The 22,122-nt window shown below is 42.0% G+C and carries 21 protein-coding genes and 2 pseudogenes; 18 read left to right on the plus strand and 5 right to left on the minus strand.

Features of this window, described 5'->3' with window-relative positions; translation table 11 throughout:
• Nucleotides 1–258: 258 nt before the first annotated feature.
• Nucleotides 259–444 (plus strand): hypothetical protein, encoded by a 186-nt coding sequence (locus FNZ60_RS02360; protein ID WP_142416124.1) that lies wholly within the window; start codon nucleotides 259–261, stop codon nucleotides 442–444.
• A 1,684-nt stretch (nucleotides 445–2,128) separates the two neighbouring features.
• On the opposite strand, the gene FNZ60_RS02365 is transcribed toward FNZ60_RS02360, so the two are convergent.
• The 4 genes and pseudogenes from FNZ60_RS02365 to FNZ60_RS10030 form a co-directional block, all read right to left on the minus strand.
• Nucleotides 2,129–2,518: a VOC family protein gene (locus tag FNZ60_RS02365; protein ID WP_142416125.1), complete on the minus strand. Its 390-nt coding sequence runs from the start codon at nucleotides 2,516–2,518 to the stop codon at nucleotides 2,129–2,131.
• Nucleotides 2,519–2,722: 204 nt separating this feature from the next.
• On the minus strand, nucleotides 2,723–3,112 hold the full coding sequence (locus FNZ60_RS02370) for a helix-turn-helix domain-containing protein (RefSeq protein ID WP_142416126.1): 390 nt from the start codon (nucleotides 3,110–3,112) through the stop codon (nucleotides 2,723–2,725).
• Nucleotides 3,113–4,000: 888 nt separating this feature from the next.
• Nucleotides 4,001–4,390, minus strand: coding sequence for a helix-turn-helix domain-containing protein (locus FNZ60_RS02375; RefSeq protein ID WP_246054703.1), 390 nt, complete (start codon nucleotides 4,388–4,390; stop codon nucleotides 4,001–4,003).
• 479 nt (nucleotides 4,391–4,869) lie between these two features.
• A pseudogene (locus FNZ60_RS10030) lies at nucleotides 4,870–5,043 on the minus strand (transposase); the annotation flags it as partial.
• A 262-nt stretch (nucleotides 5,044–5,305) separates the two neighbouring features.
• Between FNZ60_RS10030 and FNZ60_RS09885 the strand changes: the two are divergent.
• The 17 genes from FNZ60_RS09885 to FNZ60_RS02445 all read left to right on the plus strand — a co-directional run bounded on the left by FNZ60_RS09885 (nucleotide 5,306) and on the right by FNZ60_RS02445 (nucleotide 21,005).
• A complete protein-coding gene (locus FNZ60_RS09885; RefSeq protein ID WP_210243979.1) occupies nucleotides 5,306–5,518 on the plus strand; it encodes a hypothetical protein in 213 nt (70 codons plus the stop codon).
• Between the two features lie 283 nt (nucleotides 5,519–5,801).
• Complete coding sequence (locus FNZ60_RS02380) at nucleotides 5,802–6,101, plus strand: hypothetical protein (RefSeq protein WP_142416128.1); 300 nt, start codon at nucleotides 5,802–5,804, stop codon at nucleotides 6,099–6,101.
• A gap of 88 nt (nucleotides 6,102–6,189) precedes the next feature.
• Entirely contained in the window at nucleotides 6,190–6,318 is a 129-nt protein-coding gene (locus tag FNZ60_RS10410) for a hypothetical protein (RefSeq protein ID WP_281280237.1), read from the plus strand.
• Nucleotides 6,319–6,601: 283 nt separating this feature from the next.
• Nucleotides 6,602–6,730: a hypothetical protein gene (locus tag FNZ60_RS10415; RefSeq protein WP_281280238.1), complete on the plus strand. Its 129-nt coding sequence runs from the start codon at nucleotides 6,602–6,604 to the stop codon at nucleotides 6,728–6,730.
• Nucleotides 6,731–6,948: 218 nt separating this feature from the next.
• Nucleotides 6,949–7,236, plus strand: coding sequence for a hypothetical protein (locus FNZ60_RS02385; RefSeq protein ID WP_142416129.1), 288 nt, complete (start codon nucleotides 6,949–6,951; stop codon nucleotides 7,234–7,236).
• A 72-nt stretch (nucleotides 7,237–7,308) separates the two neighbouring features.
• A complete protein-coding gene (locus tag FNZ60_RS02390; protein WP_142416130.1) occupies nucleotides 7,309–8,670 on the plus strand; it encodes a PBSX family phage terminase large subunit in 1,362 nt (453 codons plus the stop codon).
• The gene (locus tag FNZ60_RS02395; protein ID WP_185913444.1) at nucleotides 8,655–10,544 is read left to right on the plus strand and encodes a portal protein; all 1,890 of its coding nucleotides are present in this window, start codon (nucleotides 8,655–8,657) and stop codon (nucleotides 10,542–10,544) included. Before FNZ60_RS02390 ends, FNZ60_RS02395 begins: the two co-directional genes overlap by 16 nt.
• An 85-nt stretch (nucleotides 10,545–10,629) precedes the next feature.
• On the plus strand, nucleotides 10,630–10,821 hold the full coding sequence (locus FNZ60_RS02400; protein WP_142416132.1) for a hypothetical protein: 192 nt from the start codon (nucleotides 10,630–10,632) through the stop codon (nucleotides 10,819–10,821).
• 75 nt (nucleotides 10,822–10,896) lie between these two features.
• Entirely contained in the window at nucleotides 10,897–11,670 is a 774-nt protein-coding gene (locus FNZ60_RS02405) for a hypothetical protein (RefSeq protein ID WP_142416133.1), read from the plus strand.
• 363 nt (nucleotides 11,671–12,033) lie between these two features.
• A complete protein-coding gene (locus tag FNZ60_RS02410) occupies nucleotides 12,034–13,152 on the plus strand; it encodes a N4-gp56 family major capsid protein (RefSeq protein ID WP_142416134.1) in 1,119 nt (372 codons plus the stop codon).
• Nucleotides 13,153–13,235: 83 nt separating this feature from the next.
• Nucleotides 13,236–13,931: a phage adaptor protein gene (locus tag FNZ60_RS02415; RefSeq protein ID WP_142416135.1), complete on the plus strand. Its 696-nt coding sequence runs from the start codon at nucleotides 13,236–13,238 to the stop codon at nucleotides 13,929–13,931.
• Nucleotides 13,932–14,357: 426 nt separating this feature from the next.
• Nucleotides 14,358–14,696 carry a hypothetical protein gene (locus tag FNZ60_RS02420; RefSeq protein WP_142416136.1) on the plus strand — a complete coding sequence of 113 codons (339 nt, stop codon included), beginning with the start codon at nucleotides 14,358–14,360 and terminating at the stop codon, nucleotides 14,694–14,696.
• A gap of 28 nt (nucleotides 14,697–14,724) precedes the next feature.
• Nucleotides 14,725–16,188 carry a hypothetical protein gene (locus FNZ60_RS02425; RefSeq protein WP_142416137.1) on the plus strand — a complete coding sequence of 488 codons (1,464 nt, stop codon included), beginning with the start codon at nucleotides 14,725–14,727 and terminating at the stop codon, nucleotides 16,186–16,188.
• 254 nt (nucleotides 16,189–16,442) lie between these two features.
• Nucleotides 16,443–16,904: a hypothetical protein gene (locus FNZ60_RS02430; protein ID WP_142416138.1), complete on the plus strand. Its 462-nt coding sequence runs from the start codon at nucleotides 16,443–16,445 to the stop codon at nucleotides 16,902–16,904.
• On the plus strand, nucleotides 16,901–18,040 hold the full coding sequence (locus FNZ60_RS02435; protein ID WP_142416139.1) for a tail fiber domain-containing protein: 1,140 nt from the start codon (nucleotides 16,901–16,903) through the stop codon (nucleotides 18,038–18,040). The genes FNZ60_RS02430 and FNZ60_RS02435 overlap by 4 nt, the downstream gene beginning before the upstream one ends.
• Nucleotides 18,037–19,041, plus strand: coding sequence for a phage tail protein (locus tag FNZ60_RS02440; protein WP_142416140.1), 1,005 nt, complete (start codon nucleotides 18,037–18,039; stop codon nucleotides 19,039–19,041). Before FNZ60_RS02435 ends, FNZ60_RS02440 begins: the two co-directional genes overlap by 4 nt.
• Nucleotides 19,042–20,504: 1,463 nt before the next feature.
• Nucleotides 20,505–21,005, plus strand: a complete 501-nt coding sequence (locus tag FNZ60_RS02445; protein WP_142416141.1) for a hypothetical protein — start codon at nucleotides 20,505–20,507, stop codon at nucleotides 21,003–21,005.
• A gap of 207 nt (nucleotides 21,006–21,212) precedes the next feature.
• On the opposite strand, the pseudogene FNZ60_RS10035 reads toward FNZ60_RS02445, so the two are convergent.
• A pseudogene (locus tag FNZ60_RS10035) lies at nucleotides 21,213–21,507 on the minus strand (hypothetical protein); the annotation flags it as partial.
• Between the last annotated feature and the right edge of the window lie 615 nt (nucleotides 21,508–22,122).

Raw genomic sequence — 22,122 nt, forward strand, 5'->3', positions numbered from 1 at the left:
GGGGGGCTTAGGTGTGCTGATCTGCATGCGTGGTTGGTAGAAAAAATTGCTGGCTAGAAGATGTTGAATTCTTGACAGAGCAGTGCGCGGGCTGAGAGGCAAGTTTTATCTGGCTATGTTCTGTAAAGCCGTAAAAGCGTAAAAACGTGAAATCGTGAATAAAGAATGCGTGAAAAATGGTGTGAGAGGGTAAGGCTTGTTCGTTGTGTCTGATGAAGCCAGTGTCGTTTGATAGGAGGTGATCTGTAGGGGGATTGGTTGGGTAGTGATTTGGAAATTTTATTTGCTGTTTTCTGTAAAAACGTAAAAATGTGGAATCGTGAAAGGGTAAGGGGAAGTTTTAGGACGTGGTGGATTTATGCTTTGTTTATGTGTCGCGTTGTGCGTCGTGTAGGCGTTGTGGATGCTTTGGGGGCGTGTTTGGGGAGAATGGGAGAAGATTGAGGAGAACAGTTTTGTGAGTGGAGGGGCTGCTGGGATAAAGAGCGCTGTTAAGTGTGTTGGTGCGTTGATGAGAGGAAGAATGGACGAGGAGTGTGGAGTGGAGGATATGTATAAAAGACGGAGGTATGGATGCGAGTTGCTGTGAAGGGATGTGTGAAGAATGATGTGAGAGGGTAAGGCTTGTTTGTTGTGTCTGATGAAGCCAGTGTCGTTTGATAGGAGGTGATCTGTAGGGGGATTGGTTGGGTGGCATTTCGTTTGCTTTTTTATGTATTGTGTGTGTTTGGGGGCGTGGTTTGGGCTGTTGTTACGGTATGTGGTGAGAAAGTTGGAAGGTGAATAGTCACTTGTGAGTGGAGGGGCTGTTGGGATAAAGAGCGCTGTTAAGTTGTTGGGCTTTTGTTATTCTCTTATGTCGTAAACACTGCTCTTTACGGGGCTGTGATATCAGGCATGGGGGATTTTGAGTAGGGGAATGCTGGATATAGGCGCGAATAATTTGGTGTGCTTTTGTCTAATTGGAAATTAACCACCAAATTGCCTTGGGTGTGTGTTGGGTTTGTTGCATGGCGTGGTATGGAATGGGGGAGAAGATTGGGGGGAAGAGTCTTGTGAGTGGAGGAGCAAGTGGGGATGGAGAGGGGGAAGGCGTGTTGAAATGATTGGGAATGTGTTGGAGAGGGCGGGGGATATCAGAGGGAAAACAGAGTGAAGGGGGAGAGCTTGGTTTTTATCATCACAAGGCACATGGAGTATTATAGTTGCAGAGTGTTGTCGTGTAGCATGATACGGGGCTGTTGTGAAATGCGGAAGGCAGTAGAGATTTTTTTTCAAAAATGCGTGAATAACTAGCACAATGATGTTTTATTTTGTGCTTTATGTTTTGGGCGTTGTGGTTGCATGTGGGAGTTGGTTACGGAAAGAATGATAGGAAAAAATTAAAAGTAAAATATAAAAACTTGACAAGGTTAATGTAAAAAGGTATCATAATGACATAATCAGAATTGTATCTTTAAACCAGATGAGAGCCCCTGATAAAAGCCAGTGGAAAAAATGGTGGTTGGGAAGGCAATGGGGTGGAGAGCCGTGTAAGATGATGGGGTAAAGATCGTTCAGGGGACTAAGCTTTCCAAGATTCTACTATTTGTTGCTCTGTGCGTGCATCAAGCTGTTGTTGTTTGAAATGGCGTGATGTTCTATTGCGCTGTAAAACCCTATTGTTTAGGGTGTGGCAATTTAAACTCTGCAGGGGAATTGGCCTAGGCAAAAAGCAAGATTGTTGGTGGACCAGTGTTTATCTTATCATGCCGCAAAATACTGCTTTTTAAGGCGGTGATCGTGGAGAAATAAATTTCTAAGGTGCTTTTTGTGAGAGTGGCTGGTGAATATTTTAAGGGCAGAATTGGCAAGCTGGGAAACACTATTCTTGATGAAATGGCAGTGATCTGAAGTCAACAGAGGAAACTCGCTTTAAGAGAAGCTGGAGTGTTGAGGGACCAGTATTTATCCTATCATGCTGTAAAAGACATACTTTGAAGGTGTGGTGACCGGAAGTCAACAGAGGGAGGTAGCTTCTAAAGAAGAAGTCGGACTTTTTACAGACCGGCGCGGGGTAGAATCCTCGTCCCTTGAAGTGAGGGGTGGAGATCAAAATTCAGCTAATTAAAGATCGGGTTTAAATTTTTTAGTCCAGTGGACAAACACGAATAATATGGCCGTCGGGATCTTTGATGAGGAAGGTACGTCCAAATACGTCGGTATATGGTTCCTTCAAGACATTTATCTCAACGGTGGTTTGCTCTTGCCATTCCGCATAGAGTTTATCTACGTCCTCTCCGTGAGGCAACATAATGCCGATTTCTGAAAAACGAGCCACATTTTCCTTAGGCGCATCACCCCCAGACCAGAGTGCAAAGAGGGCATCACCCGAAGAAGAAAAAGCAACATAGCGTGGCGAGATGAACACAGGCTCTTTTTTGAAGATGAATTTGTAAAAAGCGGTAGAATGCTCTATGTTTGATACGTATACTAACTGTAGGTTTGGGGTAACAGAATATGTAGGGATATTACTCATAAATTCTCCATTAATAGCGATTTCTTGACATGGTATACCTCTATAGAGGATATTTCAATAAGAGTTTGTGATGCTTTCATTCACGGGGGCTCTATTTATCTTATCATGCCGTAAAACACCATGTTTTGAGGAGAATATGCGGTATGGGAAATTTTAAGCAGGGGGTTGGATATATTAGACAATAATATTTGAGGATGTTTTTGTTTAATCAGAAATTAACCATAAAATTGCTGTCTGTTTTTTCTCTTTGAGTTCTCTAAAATTTCTCACAAGTGTTTGTTCCTTTTCGCTGTAGGTTTCTTGATCAGCGTATGGGTGGTTGTCTTTTGTGGAAATATTCGTTGTTGAAAGGTTAGCATAAAAGAAGGTAATGGGAACTTTCAGTATGTTGGCAATTTCTTGTAGACGTCCTGCGCTTACACGATTAAAACCTTTTTCGTATTTTTGAATTTGTTGGAAACTGACACCTAAATGGCTTCCTAATGTTTTTTGAGAAAGCCCCATGGCAATGCGTCTCTGACGAATTCTTTTGCCAATTGAAATGTCATTAAAGTGTGAGTTTTTATTTTGAAAATGTGAGTTTTTGGTTTGCACTTTGCACCCCCTCCGGTTGCGAGCGCCCTCGCATGAGTATTCCGGGAGTCTAAAGGTACTGAGCTCAGTCAGCTTTTTGCTTTTAGTGCTGGTAAGCACCTGGACATAGCAAAATCTCCCGGAATTCCGGGATACCCGCAAAACGGGATAAATTTATGTACTGAGCGTTCGGGCCTTTAGCTCCCTATTTGACCGTTGCGTGGACGATCAAAAACACGCGTTTATCAATAAAGTACTTTCAAAAGATTGGCAAGAAAAATTAAAACATTTGTCTATGCGGTTATATTGTAAAAGAGTGTTGTTGGTGGCGGTGATAGGCAGGTGTGTAAATTTCTAAGGTGCTTGTTGTAAAAGTGTGTGGTGAATATTTTAGGGGCAAGATTGGCAAGCTGGGGAACACTATTCTTGTGAAGAGGCAGTGATCTGAAGTCAACAGAGGAAACGCGCTTTAAGAGAAGCTGGAGTGTTGCTAACCATTATTTATCCTATCATGCTGTAAAAGACATGCTTTGGAGGTGTTGTGGTTTAAACTTAGCAGGGAAATTTACGAGGCAAAAAGCAAGATTGTTGCTGACTAGTGTTTACTGAGCAGCGCGGGGTGGTAAGCCTTTTGTTAGCTGCTTTCTCGTCAAGATGGTAAAGCGTAAAGATGTGGATCTGTAAAAATTAAGTAGGGGCTTTCGGCTTTGTTGGGGCGCACATCTTTTAGGGAAACAATAGAGAATGAAAATGTGAAGAGTGAAGAAGTAAAGGAGAGAGGATAGGGCTTTTCCGTAGCATCTTATAAAATAAAATGTTATCTTTTAAGGTATCGTCATCTGAATCCTATACTTTAAGGGTGTTTTGTTGGTTCTATTGATGAATAGTGTTTGCATGCTATGCTTTTGTTTAATCAGAAATTAACCACAAAATTGCCTTTTGTTTTTTCGGCTGAAGCTCTCTAAAATTTTTTACAAGGGCATGTTCCTTTTCGCTGTAGGTTTCTTGATCAGCGTATGAGGAGTTGTCTTTTGTGGAAATATCCGCTGTGACAAGATGAGCATAAAAGAAGGTAATGGGAACTTTCAGTATGTTGGCAATTTCTTGTAGACGTCCTGCGCTTACACGATTGAAGCCTTTTTCATACTTTTGAATTTGTTGGAAACTGACACCTAAATGGCTTCCTAATGTTTTTTGAGAAAGCCCCATGGCAATGCGTCTCTGACGAATTCTTTTGCCAATCGAAATGTCATTAAAGTGTGAGTTTTTATTTTGAAAATGTGAGTTTTGGGTTTGCACTTTGCACCCCCTCCGGTTGCGAGCGCCCTCGCGTTGGTATTCCGGGAGGTTGAAAGTACTGAGCCTAATCAGCCTTTTGCTTTTAGTGCGTAAGACGCACTTGGACATAGCAAAAGCTCCCGGAATTCCGGGATACCCGCAAAGCGGGATAAATTTATGTATTAGGCTTTTCAGGCTTCAACTCCCTATTGATCGCTGCGTGGACGATCAAAGCACCTTTTGAGTGATAAAGTACTTTCAAAAGATTAGCAAGAAAAATTAAGACTTTTCTCTTATACTTTAAAAGTCTGTCGTTTGAGGAGCGGGGGTAGGCGGGTGTGTAAATTTGTAAGGTGCTTGTTGTGAGAGTGGCTCGTGAATATTTTAGGGGCAAGATTGGCAAGCTTGAAAAACACCATTGTTTAGGGGGGTGATTTAAACTCAGCAGGGAAATTGGCCTAAGCAAAAAACAAGATTATTGTAGACCAGTGTTTATAGAGCTAGGTGGAGGGGGGTTGTTGTTGGATATATTGGCGGATAATGTTAATCGGTGCGCCGCCATAACTACTCGCAAAATAAGAGGGTGATCAAAGACTATTGCTCCATAATTTTCTTTGTCTTATGAGTGACTTTTTTTGCTTTAACATTCTGCTAGAAACGCCTTTTAAGTTATCCTATCATGCCGTAAAACACCGTCGTTTAGGGCGGTGATATCAGGCATGGGAAAAGTTTGAGGGGGGGTATTTTTTACGACAGATTGGGAGTTTCTTTGCTGTTTAAGCAAAAATAGGGGATGTGTAAAACCTATTTCTTCATCATTTTTTTTAGATGATGAGCGTTTTTCTGCTTTAAAATTTTACTGTAAAATACGGCTCTTTGGGGCGGTGATCGTTGAGCAATGTATAATTTCTAAGGTGCTTGTTGTAAGAGTAGCTCGTGAACATTTTAGAGGTGGGGTTGCTTGGCGTGTTTTTTGAAGCACTGAACTTTGTGGGGGGATTGGTTGGGGCAAGAAGCTGGGTGGTCGTTTATAAAAGGCTGCAGGGTGGCAAGTTTTGTCCTTTGGGGGATTTGTTTAAGATCAGGGGCTTGTCCAGTGGTGGGGTGGCGTTTTGTTTGGCTTATTTCTGTAAAGCCGTAAAAGCGTAAAAACGTGAAATCGTGAAGAGTAAGGGAAAGTTTTAGAACGTAGAAGATTTTATGCTTTGTTTATGCGTTGTGTGGGCTTGGGGGCGGGATACCCTTTTGTGAGGGCATGGAATGGGATCAGAGATTTGGGGGTGAGGATTGCTGCTTTGTTGCGTGCTTTTGTCTTTAAGAGTGTGGTCTCATGTTTGTAATTGTTGATTGCTTTTTAAAGGTGCGGTGCTGAGTTTCATGGCATTTTCCATGTCATGGGATTGGTTTTTCTTGATTGAAAAGGAACATAATGATGGCTGAGAAAAATTGTCTTCCCTTACCTCGCAAAGGGCGGAAAAAAGAGAGCGTGAATAAAACAACAAAGCGGTTTAATGAAGCCTTACTTACAGCGGCGGAGCAGGCTGGATCTCAGTATGGTGAGGATGGGCTGGTGTCTTATCTGCAATATCATGCGCTGAATAATCCCGTGCCTTTTTTTTCACTGCTTGCAAAAGTTTTGCCTCTTCAAGTGACGGGAGAAAGCGATATCAAAACAATCTCGCGGATTGAGATTGTACCGGTGAAGTCAAAAAAACCAATCGATGACACATAATCCTTCGGAAGCTGAAGGTTGTGATATTGGAAAATGAGTTGGATGAGGGGAAGGATATGGTGTCTTGAAAAGGGCACTGTTTGGATGATTGCCTAAAAGCGTGGATTGGAGGAACTTTGGTGCATGGTTTGGTGGAGACTGTATAATTGAAGCTAAGGCTATTCGTGTTTTTGTGGGGGCTCGTGATGCTTTAAGGGCTTTGGTGAAGGGGGCGTGAGGAACCGTGTCCGGAGGGGTATCTGGGTATCTGAGCGTGAGAGCATGGCTTTTATGGGGCAGGTGCTGTGTTGAAATCTGATGCTGAGGAGAGGGCTGCTAGAGGGATTTTGGGGGGGCAGAAAGCGATATCAAAACAATCTCGCGGATTGAGATTGTACCGGTGAAGTCAAAAAAACCAATCGATGACACATAATCCTTCGGAAGCTGAAGGTTGTGATATTGGAAAATGAGTTGGATGAGGGGAAGGATATGGTGTCTTGAAAAGGGCACTGTTTGGATGATTGCCTAAAAGCGTGGATTGGAGGAACTTTGGTGCATGGTTTGGTGGAGACTGTATAATTGAAGCTAAGGCTATTCGTGTTTTTGTGGGGGGTCGTGATGCTTTAAGGGCTTTGGTGAAGGGTGCGTGAGGAACCGTGTCCGGAGGGATTTTGGGTGTTTGGGTGTCTGGGCATGGCTTTTATGGGGCAGGTGCTGTGTTGAGATGTGATGCTGAGGAGATGACTGCTAGAGGGATTTTGGGGGGGTAGATAGCGATGAGGCTTAGGAAGAGCTTTTTGGGGGAGCTCTGTTCTAAGGAGTGTGATGTTAAGATGATCTGCTTTTTTTGAAGGGTTTTCGTAAGGAAATGGTGAAATGGGGGCGGATACCATGCTTTTGTGGGGGACAGGGGCATGGTGTTTGTGGGGCGGGGCTTTGGTTTCCCTTGGGGGAGAGGGGCTTGGGGGCGTATGCGGGGGCTTTATGGGTATTGGTGGAGGCTTATGGGTATTGGTGGGGGCAAGGGGGGGCTTATGCAAAACAAGGAAAATGCCCAAAAAAGCGGGGTGTCCAAAAAGTGGGATGCGCCAAAAAAGTGCGATCTATTGCGTATCAGGATGAAGAGAGCGCTTTTGGGAAGAGTGTTTTTCTTTAGATGGTTCTGAAATGATGAAAATTGGTATCCTTTAAAAGAGTAAAAATCATTCTTAGTGATGAAAATTTATACATGATAATGGTTCAGAAAATTTCTCAAAAAGTGGCGCAGAAAACAGCTCAAGTGGCTCTTATTCCAAAGCTTATACCTGTTTTTTCCGGAAAAGCCGATGTACGAGCCGCTTGGGGTGGACGGGGCTCTGGAAAAACACGTTCTTTTGCTTTGATGTCGGCGGTGGTGGGATATCGCCATGGCATGGCAGGAGAACGCGGAATTATCCTTTGTGCGCGCCAGTTTCAAAATTCTCTCAATGAGAGCTCTTTGGAAGAAATTAAACGCGCGATTGAAGCTTATCCGTTTCTACAAGATTATTATGAAATCGGCGATAAATATATTAAATCAAAAGACGGCCGGATTGTTTATGTGTTTGCGGGTCTTGATCGAAATATCGCCAGTATTAAATCAATGGGGCGCGTTTTCTTGTGCTGGGTTGATGAAGCAGAGCCGGTCACCGAGACCGCTTGGCAAACGCTTATTCCAACGTTGCGCGAAGAAGGAGACGATTGGAATGCAGAATTATGGGTCACTTGGAATCCATGCCATGAAAATGCTTCCGTGGAAAAACGTTTCCGAAATGTCGATAATCCCAATATCAAAGGCGTGGAAATTAATTGGCGCGATAATCCGCAATTTCCCGAAAAACTTAATCGGGATCGAATGGACGATTTGCAGCAAAGACCAGAGCAGTATAACCATATTTGGGAAGGGGAATATCTGCAAGCTGTGCAAGGCGCTTATTATCAGAAATGTCTTTTGGAAGCCGAAATGGAAGGGCGGATTACCACTGTTCCACGTGATCCTTTGATGCAGGTGAAAATCTTTTGGGATATCGGGGGAACAGGCGCCAAAGCCGATGCAACGGCTTTGTGGGTGGCGCAATTTGTCGGACGCGAAATTCGTGTGCTTGATTATTATGAAGCACAAGGACAGCCTCTCTCAGAGCATGTGGGGTGGATCTTTCAAAGGGGATATGAAAAGGCGTTGATGGTCTTGCCGCATGATGGCGCGACAAAAGATCGTGTTTATAATGTTAGTTTTGAAAGTGCGCTGCAACAAGCCGGGTTTCAAACCAAAATCATTCCTAATCAGGGAACAGGTGCGGTGAAAATGCGTATCGAAGCCGTAAGGCGTTTGTTTCCTGCTCTATGGTTTAACGAAGAGACAACAGGTGCGGGGCGAAAAGCACTCGCTTGGTATCATGAAAAGCGTGATGAACAGCGCAATATTGGGCTGGGTGCTGAACATGATTGGGCAAGCCATGGCGCGGATGCCTTTGGATTGATGTGTGTGGCTTATGAACAGCCCCATGCGCGTGCACGAAAAAGTGCCTATCGCTCTTCTCACCGTTCTCAAACTTCATGGATGGCTTTTTAATGAATATGTCTACAGATTCTTCTTTTTCTTCTTTTGAGCAAATCGAAACGCTTGAACAGCAAGCGCTCTTTAAAAAACTTGTCGGGTGGTATCAGGATGATATTGCGCATGTCGAAAAATGGCGAAAAAATGCTCAAGAAGACTATGATTTTTATAATGGACGGCAATGGAATGAGCAAGACTTGGCTGTTTTGAACGAACAAAATAGACCCGTGATGACTTTTAATCGTATTGCACCTTTGATTAATGCTGTTATTGGGGCGGAACGCAATAATAAACGACAAGTGCAATTTATTCCACGACAAGAAGGTGCAGCCTTTGCCAACCAGATCTTGACAGGGGCAGCCGAATGGTTTCGTGATGAAGCTGACGGCGAATATGAAGATTCTGATGCTTTTCAAGATGCTATTATTTGTGGTATGGGATGGACGGATACACGCCTTGATTATGAAGAAAATCCGCAAGGAAAACCCATTATTGCGCGGCTTGATCCTATGAAAATGGTTTGGGATGCCAGTGCTGTTAAGCCTAATCTTATTGATGCACAACGTTTATGGTATATTGATGAAAAGCCTCTGGATATCGCAGCCGAAATGTTTCCTCATGTTCATTGGAGTGATCTTCATGCCGATTGGGTGAAACATCAGGGGTTCTTATACCCAACCAGCAATGGCATGACGAAAAGCTATCAGGCAGGGGGCTATCAAGGAGAGGGAGCCTATCTGGAAGAAGAGGTTGGTGGTTCTCAACGTCCTAAAATGGTGACATTGGTGGAATGTCGCTGGTTTGAACGTGAGGTGGTCTATAAAGTACTCGAGCCGCAAAGTGGAAAGTTTATCGATTATTCAGAGAATGATTTCCAAAGTTTAAGAAAAGAATTTCCCGATATTCAAGCAACAAGGTTGACCAGAAAAATTGTCAAGAGAGCATTTTTGGGCAGAAAGCTGCTTGAAGCACCGGATAAGCCTTTGGTTCCTGCAGGTCAATTGGGTTGGGAGTGTATTACGGGGACTTTTGATAAGTTAAGCCGACAGTTTTACGGACTGGTGCGCCCTACAAAAGATCCGCAACGCTGGGCAAACAAATATTTTAGTCAAGTTATGCATTTGCTCAATAGCCAATCAAAAGGCGGGATTATGGCAGAACGCGATGCTTTTGATGATGATCGACAAGCTGTTGAGAGTTGGGCTCGAGCCGATAGTATTACTTGGTTGAAAAGTGGGGCTGTGGCTGGGGGCAGAATTCAGCCTAAACCGGTGGCGCAATTTCCGCAAGGGTTTTTCCAATTGTTTAATGAAGCAAAAAGCGCTCTCGAACAAGTGACGGGCTTGTCTTCGGAATTCATTGGAACACGAGCGGTTAACCAGCCGGGTATTCTTGAACAACAACGTCGCCAGTCATCCCTTAATCTTTTGGCTTCCTTTTTTGATGCTTTGCGTCGATATCGGCAACGGCAGGGAAAAATTATTCTCTACCTTATTCAAAATTACCTCTCCGATGGGCGGTTGGTGCGTATTGCGGGGGACGAAAATGCGCAATATGTTCCCCTAACACGCGAAATGGTAACAAGTTTGGAATATGATATTGTTGTGGATGATGCCCCAACAAGTCTCAATGAAAAAGAGCGTACTTTTGCATTGATCATGCAATTGCTTCCTTTGATGCAAAATTTTGCAACACCTGAGATTATGCTCGATCTCTTGCGCTATTCACCTTTACCAGCCTCCCTTATTCATAAAATTGCGATCAAGGCGCAAAATGCTCTCCAAGAAGAACAAAATGCTTCAGTGCAAAAGGCTGCAACACAGATGGGGGCTCACGAGGGCGTAGAGCAGATTATGCAGATGTTACAAAGTGCAAATGCTCAACAATAACAACGCTTTATAATGATAACGCGCGATCTTGGATGTATTTTATGAGCGGTGGGTGCCTATACATTTCCATAGCATAGTGTTTTTTATGCCGTGGACTGTCTCTTCTTCTTTGATTTCCGCAACGTTGCGAAGTCCGTGGGTGTTGAAGGGGCGGGGGCGTTTTGTTGTGAGTTTGATCGGTGGTGAGAGGCATCTTGCTATCATGGTCATCATGGTGGGGAGGATGGTGGTGACATGCGGGGGCTCAACTGATCAGAGAGTGATCAGAGAGCATTGAGAGGATCAATGTTTATAGGCTGTTTTATCTGAAAAATTTCATCTTATTGTTAAAAAAAAAGAAAAGGCTAACGTCATGAATCAAGAACACTTAACGCCGGCAGAACAAAACCATTTGAAACAGGATTTTCGAGACTCAACACAAGAGGGTGAAACCGGTGAAAGTGGAAGAGAAGAAAAGGTGCTTGAAGAAAATTCTCAAGGGCAAAACCTTCAGCAACAGCCGTTTTCACAAGAAGGAGAAAAAGAGGATCAAGAGGGGAAGGATGGTCCACCAGATCCGCAAAAGGATTTTATGGGCTATATGCAATGGTTGGGAAAAGCACTCCAAAAACAAGAGCTGTTACATGAACAACAACAATCTTCTCCGACTCGCGAAGCAGAACAATTACAGGCGTTTTATCAGCAATCTGTTGCCAGTGTTAAACAAAAACATCAAGATTTTGATCAAGCGGCTGATTTTATTTATGAAACGCGCGCGAAACAGTTGGCAGCTTTTGCTTCGCTCTATCCTGAGCTGGCTGATCCGCAAAATATTGATGCAAGGATTGGTGATGAGTTGAAGCAGATCTTGCGCGATTGTGCGCAAAAAAATCAAAATCCGGCTGAAGTGATTTACGCGATTGCACAAAATTTTGGCTATACAAATGTTCTGGGTACCATGGGGGAAAATTTACAGGAAAGACACAATTCTGCACGCACACTTGCGGCTTATAACGGATTGGCGCCCAATGGAGCCATTTCTTTGGATATGCTGGATAAAATGTCAGAAACAGAATTTAGCGCTTGGGTTGCTGAGCCTAAAAATAAAGCCGCTTTTAATCGTTTAATGGGGGGAAGAGAATTTTAACATCAAGAATGCGGCAGGTGTTTACGGGACCGTGAGAGGCTTTTTACGGAACCGTGAGCGGGGCTTTGGGCCTTGGGAATGCGCGGGGGGAGGCTTTTTGCGAGAACTGTGAGAGGGGCTTTTGGGCGCGTGGAACTGCGGGGGATACGCGTGGGCTGAGGCTTGCGTGAATGGTGGGGGAGGAGAGGGGATTGCTCAAAGCTAAAGAGGCGGTGAGGAGCGCTCTTAATAGAGGGGGAGACAGATGCTAACAAAAACAAAACACACGAAAACAACCTATTCACCATCTGAAATGAAATGTGGTGTTTTGAACGCTCGGTGCTTTACCGGGTTTTTTATGTCAATAAACTTTTAGAGGATAAAATGACTGTAACTTATATCGGACTTAATGACCCAATGGCCGTGCGCACATGGTCTAAACTCTTAAACCAAGAAGTTTCAAAAGCAATCCCGATTGCTCCACTGATTGGAAATGATTCAAACAGTATCGTACAATTAAAGGATGAAACCACAAAAGCAAGTGGCGATGCCATTAGTTTTAATTTGCGTGTGCAGCTGCTCGGTGATGGGGTCAGTGAAGGGCAAACTTTGGAAGGAAATGAAGAGGCTTTACAGTTTCTCAATGATCGCTTGGCAATTAATGAACTCGTTCATGCCGTGCGGGTCAAAAATGAGGGCACTATTGATCAGCAACGCATTCTCCACGATTTGCGCACAGAAGCAAAAAATGGTTTGGTGGATTGGTATGCGGATCGTTTGAGTATGATGTTCTTCATTCAAGTTTGCGGATATACCGCAAAATCTATTAACTTTGAAGGAAGATCGATTACACTTAAACCGGTTCATTATGGCTTTAATGCTCCAACGGCACCAACCGATAAACGTGTGGTGCGCCCTAACAATAAAACAAAAGATGAAGATTTAAAAGAAAACGATGTTTTTGATCTTAAACTGATCGATAAAGCGGTTGAACGCGCTAAATTAGCTAATCCTAAAATTAGACCCGTACGGATTGATGGGGAAAATGTCTATGTGCTTTATCTTCATCCAACCCAAGTGACGCAATTGCGAACCAATACTGATGCGGGGCAATGGCTCGACATCACTAAAGCAATCTATAGTGGAAGCCGTATCAAAAATCCGCTCTATGATGGATCTCTAGGCATGTATAATGGTGTCGTTTTACGCGAAGCTGAACATATTACCGAAGGGGTCGAGTCTGGAACCGCCAATAAAGCTATCCCCAATGTGCGTCGTGCGGTGCTGCTTGGGGCGCAAAGTGCTGTGATCGCTTTTGGGAAAGATCGCGGCGCAACACGCTATAAATTGGTCGAAGAACTCTTCGATTATGAAAGAGAATTCGGAGTTGCAGCAAAAACCATTATGGGCATGAAAAAAACCTGCTTTACTTTGCCAGGAAGTACGCAAGGGGCTCAAGATTTTGGAACAATCGTTATTCCAACTTATGGAGCACCTGCTTAAAGCAAATGATGCCTTACTTTCCCCAACAGATTCTTCTTGTTGGGGGAAAAATTTAAAATGCTTCCCAAAACAAGGATAGGCTTATGACCACTTTTTCCGTTGATGCTAACACGCGCGATTTGACACATTCAGATCATTCTAAAGCTTTTGACTCTATGATCGCACTTATTCAAGATGAAATTGACGATACAACCGCTGAATATTCTCTGCAAATTCAAGATTCAATTTTTACCGCTTTGCGTCTGTGTGAACGCGAACCCTTTTTCTTTAATGAAAAACAAGAAAGAACCTTCAAAACACAAAGTGGAAAAACATGGTATGGACCAGAAGAAGGTGTTTTTATTGAATCAGAAAAAACGCTGGAGGGCGTTTTTTTTGCAGTAAAGAATGCAACCCAAACAAAGTTGTTCTTTAAACCCTTGGAAGCGTTGCATCAGCAATATGGTCGGCATCCTGAGTTGGGAACGCCGTTCTTTTATACGTACAGTGAGCAAAAAATAGGACTCTTTCCAACACCAGAAAGTATCGAAACTATACAGCTTTCTTATGCGCCTATCCATTTGGCAGATGAACAGCTCAAAGAGGACAATAATCCTTGGTTCATTTATGCTTTTGATCTCATTAAAGCACGAGCAAAATATGAACTGTATAAAAATATTCTTAAAGACCCTGAATATGCGGCCGTTTCTTTTAGAGATTTTCAAGAACAGCTGCAAGCTTTGCGTATTGAAACATCACGCCGAAAAGATTTTTCAAAGATTCAGCCCATGCATTTTTAAAAAATGCCTTTTCATATTTATGCTTAAGAGGGGTATGGATACTTAAGTGAGCTGGAGCTAGAGGAATTTTAGGATTTGGAGGAGTGCTGGGATTTGGATCGGGTTTGAGAGGCTGGTGTTAAGGGTGCTGAGGCTGAGATTGCCATTGAGGGGCTGGTGTTAAGGGTGCTTGAAGGCTTTTTCTCAAGATTGGGGGGCTGGTATTGAGAATGTTGGCCATGGGAGAAGTATTGACCATGGTGGGAAGTGTGGGCATTAAAGTGTGTGAGTAATTTTGGTGAGATGCTGATGCGTGGCTGTAGACGTGGATATTGGAAAGTTAATCAACTTTTGGTTGTGTACTTGTTGAGTTTTGTGTTCTCGTTTTAAGGGCTGTTGTGGTTTTAATTCCGTAAGCGCTGGTGTCTCTATAAGCGCTGGTGTTGCTTGCAGTCTACAAAGCTTGGGTATCTTGTCGTGCATTGGGCTCTTCAAAGATTTTATGAAGGGCTTTATGGTTTTTTCTCAAGATTTGGGGCTGGTATTGGAATGTGGACCATGGGGAAAGTGTTGGTCATGGGGGAAGTGTGGGCATTAAAGTGTGTGAGTAATTTTGGTGAGATGCTGCTGGAGGGTAGTGGGCTTACCATTAGCTATGGTCTCACTTTTTTGAGGCATTTTTATCAACTTATAGCTGTTTATTATTTATTGAATTTTATGTTCTTAAAATTTCATTTTAAGGGCTTTTGTGGTTTCAATGAGCAAACCTTGGTGTTTTGGCACTAGGTTTTTCAAACATTTTATGGGGGGCTTGATGGCTTTTTTCCCAATCGCTGATTATCGACCCGATGTGGCGGATATCAATGGAATTTTTACCGATGAACTTGTCAATGTGCTTCCGGCGGATGGCTCTTATATCCCTATGCCAAGTTTTGAACCTTTGTCAGAGCCATGTCCGGAGCCCATTTTAGGCGCTCTGGCAGTTAAAACAAAAAATGGGGTTTCAATTATTGTTGGAACAAGAGAAAAAATCTTCTTGCTTGATAATACAACAATGCACTGGAAAGATATTAGCCAAAAAGGAAAACCTTATATGGCAAATGTCGATGCACCGTGGTCTTTTGCTTTGTTTGGTGATTTTATTATTGCGGTGAATGCCAATGATAAACCACAAGTGATCGATATTATTCATGATGAAGCATTTAGAAATTTAGGTGGAAATCCACCACAAGCAGGCATCGTTCGTGTCTGGGGTGATTTCGTGTGTTTGATGAAATTAACCGAGCATCCAAGGCGGGTTCATTGGTCGGGATTGAATGATGCAGAGTTTTGGACCGTGGGGAAAAAAAGCTGTGATTATCAAGACTTTCCTGATGGTGGTTTCGTGCAAGGGGCAACGGAGACAACAAATCCCATTATCTTTATGCGTTCTGCAATCTATGCCGGGTCTTTTATTCCTGGTTCTAAGATTATTTTTAGTTTCCAAAAAATCCACGATAAAAGAGGCGCAAAAAATGCTGAATCGATAGTTTGTCGCGGTGACATGGCATTCTTTGCTGATGAGGGTGGTTTTTATCAAATAACCAATGATGGACAGATTATCCCCATTGGCTTTGAAAAAGTTGATCGAACCATGACCGCTAAATCAAGACAGAGTAATCTTTATACCATGTCTGCGGCGATTGATGGCGTGTATAATCGTGTTTATTGGATGGTGGATACGGATGAGAGCCTTCATAAACGCATCTTGCTCATTTATGATTGGGGGTTGCAAAAATGGACAAAAGCTCTCGTGGATATCAAAATGATCCTCCCCATTTTCTTAACGGGAACAACGCTAGAAGCTCTTGATTTTGTTACGCAGAGTATTGATGATTTAGCCTTTTCTCTCGATAGTAAAGCTTGGAGAAATGAATCGCCTATTCTGGGCGCATTTGATCAACAGGGCAGGCTGGGGTCGTTTTCGGGTTCTCCTATGGCTTGTGTGGTTACTTCACAGGAAATGGGGCAGACAAATGGCATGATAACACGGGTGAAAAATATTATGCCCCAAGTCAATAGTGGAAAGTTTTATTTGTCTGTGGGAATGCGCTTTCGACAGTCTCTTGAAGAGGAAACCATTTGGTTGCCAGAAAAACAGCCTTCTCATAATACTGGACAAATTCATTGTCGCGCAAGGGCACGGTTTTATCGCTTTAAATTGCGCATTCCAGAGGGGATGAATTGGACTCATGTTACGGGATTTGATGTGGAATTGAAACCCGCCGGCATGCGATAGCCAAGCCAGTAATATAAAAGGACATATGCGGTAAGCTCAAGCCATGATCATCAAAATAATAAGGGGCTTTCTTATGATCAAGGAAATCGTTTGTACCATGGTTTTTAAAGAAGAAGTTTTCTTATCTTGGGGCATAAGGGATGGGGGGCATTTTCTTCTTTTTTGAAAATTATGCGCTATGCCATGGAATGCGTGAAGGGCGCAGGGGGGCGGTTTAAGGGGGTGGGTGAGAAAAGTTTGAGAGAGCTAAAATCATGATGAAAGATCGTCAAGGTTGTCAAGATGTGTATTCTGCTCATCTGACAGAGCACTGGTCCTGGAAAAAAATAGCGCCTTATCAAGAGGCTCTTAATGCGGCGTTTCAAAAATATGTTCAGCGCTTTCCAGATGATGTTTGTCTGGAAAAAATTGCTGAAGAAATCATCACAGGACAAGCACAATTGTGGCTGGTCTTAAAAAATAAAATCCAATTTAGTGCTTTTGCAATAACCAAAGTTGAAAGGGTTCATACGGGGAAAAAATGCGTTGTTCTCTCTGATCTGGCTGGAGAGGGAGGGCTGAAATTGGTCAAATTGATCGAAGAGGTCGAAAAATGGGCGCGAAAAATAAAGGCTGAAGAATTGCACATGTTTGGAAGAACGGGATGGGCAAAAAGGCTCGCTCATCACGGATATTCTCGGCATCTTATTCAATATAGAAAGGTTCTGGTTTTATGAGTAGAAAAAAAACACCACAAGTGCAGACAACAACACAAACCAATGCCCCCCCTGCTTGGGCGGCGGGTATTCTAAAACAAGCTACTGCGGATGCACAGGAGCTTTATAATAAGGGTATTGGTGGAAATGTTTATCAGGGAGACAGAGTTGCCGGTCTGAGCAATATGACAAAAAATGCGCTGTCGGGTTTACAACAAGCCGCAGGGCTTTATAACAATCCTATGGTCACGCAGTGGTTAAATGCACCAACCAATAGTGCGGCCAATCTTTCCGGTATGGCAAAGGGAAATTGGATTGGCAGCAATAGTAAGTTTAATGCTGCACTGCAAAATGCTCTGAATAAAACTTCCGATGCCATTAATCAATCGATGTCTGGGGCAGGCCGTTATGGTTCTGGAGCCCATACCGGTGTGCTTGCTGATGAGCTCGGCGCCTTGGCAACAAATGCGGCTGCACAGCAATATAATCAAGATATTAGCAATATGATGAACGCAAACCAAATGATTGATCGCGCGCAGCATGATCAAGCAAATGCGGCAAATGCTTATTATCAAGGTCAGAGTAACGCGCAAAGCAATGCCTTAAAAGGGGGAATGATTCAAGATATGAATCGTCAAAATATCTTAGATGCTGAGCGCCAAAAATGGTCAGAACAAGATAATCAAGACTGGAACCGTTTGGAACGCTTGTTACAGGTGGGAACACAAGCGGCTGGAAATTACGGAACAACTTCCGGAAAATCCACAACAATACCTTCTGTGACCAAAGATCCGTTGAGTGATGCCCAAAAAGTGCTGGGATTGGTCGGAGGAATTCTAGGGCTTTGTGATGTGAGAGCAAAAGAAAATATTATCCTTCTTGGACAGAAAAAAGGCTATCCTCTTTATAGCTTTAATTATAAGGGAAATCCACAACGTTATCAAGGCGTTATGGCGCAAGACGTGTTGCGTGTGAAGCCGGAAGCTGTTTTTGTCAATGCGAAAACAAAATTACTGCATGTTGATTATGGTAAAATAGGCTTGAAAATGAAGAAAATGAAAATGGAGGAAACGCTGGCATTTAAAAATAAAATTGCGGCTTTCTTTGCTTCATTTTTTTCTCGTTTTCCTTTTTTAAAAAAAGGGTATCTTTTATGAGTTCGATTTATGATTGGTCAATCATCGCATCAGAAAATGCTTATGTCGATGAAAATATAAACTGGGCCGAAGGGCAACCGCCAAGTTCAGTCAATGATAGTGCGCGCGCTATGATGCAACGCATTAAAGAATATTTGTTGGATAATGGGGGGGTGATTGAAACACAATTTACAGTTGATGAGGAAAACAAAAGAACAGCCCTTCGTTTGGCAACAAAGTCTTTTTTTGAGACGTATATGGAGGGCATTGTTGTGCGTTTTAAAGCACAAGAGGTCAATAGAGGCATAACAAATGTTTCTTTAAATCAATTGCCGCCAAGACCAACTTATATGGCAACACCTGAAGGTATTGTGCCTTTAAAGGGGGGAGAAATACAAAAGGGAGGGCTTTATGAACTCGTCTATACGCGTGATATTGCTGGAAAAAATGCTGATGGCTGGTTTTTAACCAATCCAACCATAAAACTTCCTGAAATTCCGCCCTTTCCTCCTTTGCCGGAATCTTTTTCAGCCGGATTTATTGGCACTTTTGCGAGTGAAAAAATACCCTCTGGGTGGTTGCTGTGTGATGGTAAAGAATATTCGCGAAAGAACTATGCCAATCTCTTTGCTGTTCTGGGGGAAACATGGGGAAAAGGAGATGGGCAAACAACATTCAATGTTCCTGATTTGCGGGGAATGTTTTTACGGGGGCTCGATAGCGGGAGAGAAATTGATAAAGGACGCCTCTTGGGAAGTCAACAAGAAGAATCTTTTAAAGCCCATATCCATGAAGGAAAAACAGATTCGACCGGTGAGCACCAACATAATTTTTCAGAAGTTAAAAACTATAATATAAGGCACGGTTGGGGAGACACTGAGGAATATAAAGCTGTTGTTACCAGTAAAAGTGGCTTGACAAAGACAGCAGGAGAGCATGAACACAAAATCTTGTTACAAAAAACAGGAGGAGATGAGACACGTCCCGTCAATATGGCAGTGGTTTATGCTGTCAAAGCTTGAGAATGAAAGTGTTAAGAGAGATAAAAATGGTTGCAAAATGTCTGGGATGCGATAAAAAGTTTATCAAATATAAATCTTGTTGAATAGAGCATGCAGAAAATTTTGAGGTGTTTTAGAAAAAAGTGCTCCGCTCTTCAATCTGCCTCTTTGTTATTGTGTTTTATTATATCACCTACTGTAAATAGGTATATTTTGAATAGGTATAAGAGAAGTTTCTTACTTTTCTTGGCAAGGAGCAGGAGAGTGATCATTGAAGGGGGGTAAAAGAGAGATGAAAATCTTCCTTTATTTAGAGCGTTTTTAGTTGAGAAATCGAAGCTTTTATTCGCTCTCTTTTTCTTGGTGTGTCGTGATCTATTGTTGAAAATTCTGTGTTTAGAAACGCTTGAGTTTAGAGCTTTGATGAATGATGAGAAAAAGCCCGTGGATAATTTTATCCTATGATGCTTTTAAAGTTTCCTTATTAAAACACCATCAAGGCGGTGATATTCGTAAAATAGCTTGATCTATGAAATATTCAAAGGTTTCGGACAGGGCTTGTTTATAACGCTTAGAGCCCATAAAGTTTTATGCAAGTCAAACATCAATGATCAATAGGTGAAATCTTTTGAAGGGGAAGTCCCAAGTGGGATTCTACGAGATCCGAGACGTTGGATTGTTGATAAACGGATAGGGGAAAAATGTTTATTCTTTGAGATGTGGAGAGGTGATCAACGAATATATTTAATATTTTTAGAGCGTTGAAATAGTGGAGGATGGGGCATTGAAAGGATGGAGGATAGGGCCGTCTTTCTCTTTTTTTCAAAATGGGTGATTGGTTTTCTAGAGTAGATTGGTCATGGGACGCGTGATGAGAAATTGAACTTATTTTTTGGCAAATGACGTTTGTATTTGTTAGACAATTTCTGGAAATAGGCTGAGAGTGTGACGAGAACGTCTATGAGATAATCTTTTATCTCGTTGTGTCGTAAAGTGTCCTTGTTTAGAGTTGTCAGATCCCCATTTTATGCCTGCGTTTTTTTATGTGTGCGTATTCTTAACAGCTGCGTTTTTCCTTAGAAGCTTCATGAAATATTCTCCTTTAAGGCAAGGCTGTGGCGATAGAGAGCATTTGAAGGGGAAATCCAAGTGGAATCCCACGAGATCCGAGACGTTAGATTGTTGATAGACTCTTGTTTGTCGATTGGCACTGTTTAAAGATCCGTGCGGTTGGCTTTGTCTTTTGGGGAACGTCAATAAAGGATACCATGTTGTTATGCATTTTTTGAATTTTAAGGGGAGAAAATACCATTTTAGGTGGAAAACAGATTATAATTTAAAAAATATCTTGTAAAAATTTTCGATAAGGAAATTTTTTTTCAAAAGTCTACATCTTGGCAGGTACGCTCTTCAATGAAAAAGAGCTGTGCAAAAAAAAAGATATTCAAATGCTCTATGGGGTTGTTTAAAAAAAAGGGGGGATAATGGCACTTTTTCCATTTTCTATTGCGGATATTGATGATCCAGAATGTATTCGTGTGGTTCTTTATGCCAGCGGAAGAATGGGACATGCTCCTTTGAATGCATTGTTGAAAAAAGCATATGAAGAGATGACAAAAATTTCAAAGCGTATGGGTGCTTTAGAAAAAAAGTTAAATATGAACGATCTTACTAATGTCAAACAGAAACAAAATGCGAAAAAAGATGATCAAAGTAGTATAAGTAGTCTTGTGAGCAGTGGAATAACCATATCAGATATTGAGATGAATGCACCAGAAATTAAATTAGAATCATCTGTCGATAAGAGCAGTTTTGTTTCTCAATGGACAGCACAGGTAACGCCCAAAATAAACGACGGATCTTTTATTTCAGAACCTTTATCATTAAAGGTACCAGAAATATCCATGAATACTGGTCACAACGTGGCTATTGAGGCTTCTGGAGCTATTTCTTTTGGGCTGAAAAAGGGAAATAAAAGAGAGTGATCAGAATAATCTGCCTGCGTTGAGGTGATAGATCATTAATATTTTCGGTGAGACTCGAAATTTCTATGTATTTGAGATGTTTTAAAAAATGTCAAAAACTGATCAAAAGAGCACTTTTAAAAAAACGTTGTTGTATGGAAAATTTATGATGATATCGTTTAAGAAAATAAGGGCATATGATAAGGATGCATAGGTAAAGTTTATAGTCAATTGGAAAGTCAAGGGTAAAAACCATTTCCCATCTTTACGATCATGTTTCGGTTTTACGGCTTTCAAAAGCATCTAGAGTAATATCTTTTAAATAATGGAGATGGTGCTGCACGCTTTTGTTTATTGCGTGTCATAATGGGGGCACACCTCTCACGTAAAATAGAGTACTGCCCAGTTGCACATTCACGCGCTTTTTTTAAAAAAACATCAGACACGTCACACCCATTTCGTGTCGGTACCCATGAAGGGTATAACGATAAAGCCCCTTAGAATAACATAAAATCCCCACCATAGAGTGATATAAAATCCATTAAGCACCGCCATCTTTATGCGTGATCAGAAGCAAGTCGGCACCATTAAATTACTAGCCTTTGACCATGTTGCGGACCATGAGTATTGTGGATCATCTCTTGGGCTTTTAAGACGGTTCATGAAAAGCCATTTTTATTGTATATTTTTTACCTAGACGCCAGCTTTGCTTGTGATGTGAAAACAAATGGTTTTGATTGAGTCAAGATAAACAAATTTGAAATGATTAGAATCTTACGATATTCGGAACGCTTAATTCAATATGCAAAACAGTGAATTATCATTATAAGTCAATGTTCTATTAAGAGTGGATAAGAAGCTTTACTCAAGCAGAAACGCATGGCGTTCGCAAAAGAGAAAAGATGTTGCAATAATTTGGATTGGCAACAATTTGAAAAAGCTTTTGTAGAGGTCTTCGATGGTTTTTAATTGATAAAAAAATTTGCTGCTTTTATGCTCTTTTCAAAGAGACAAATCGCCGTTTGTGGTCATTTTAATGGAATAAAAGTCCTATAAAAAGAAAGTTTTAATGGCCAAAAAGATCAAAGCAGAAAACAATATCGATGAGAAAAAAGGCATGTATTGTGCCTTTTCTTAT

The organism is Bartonella massiliensis (assembly GCF_902150025.1).
In the GTDB taxonomy this organism is placed as follows: Bacteria; Pseudomonadota; Alphaproteobacteria; order Rhizobiales; family Rhizobiaceae; genus Bartonella; species Bartonella massiliensis.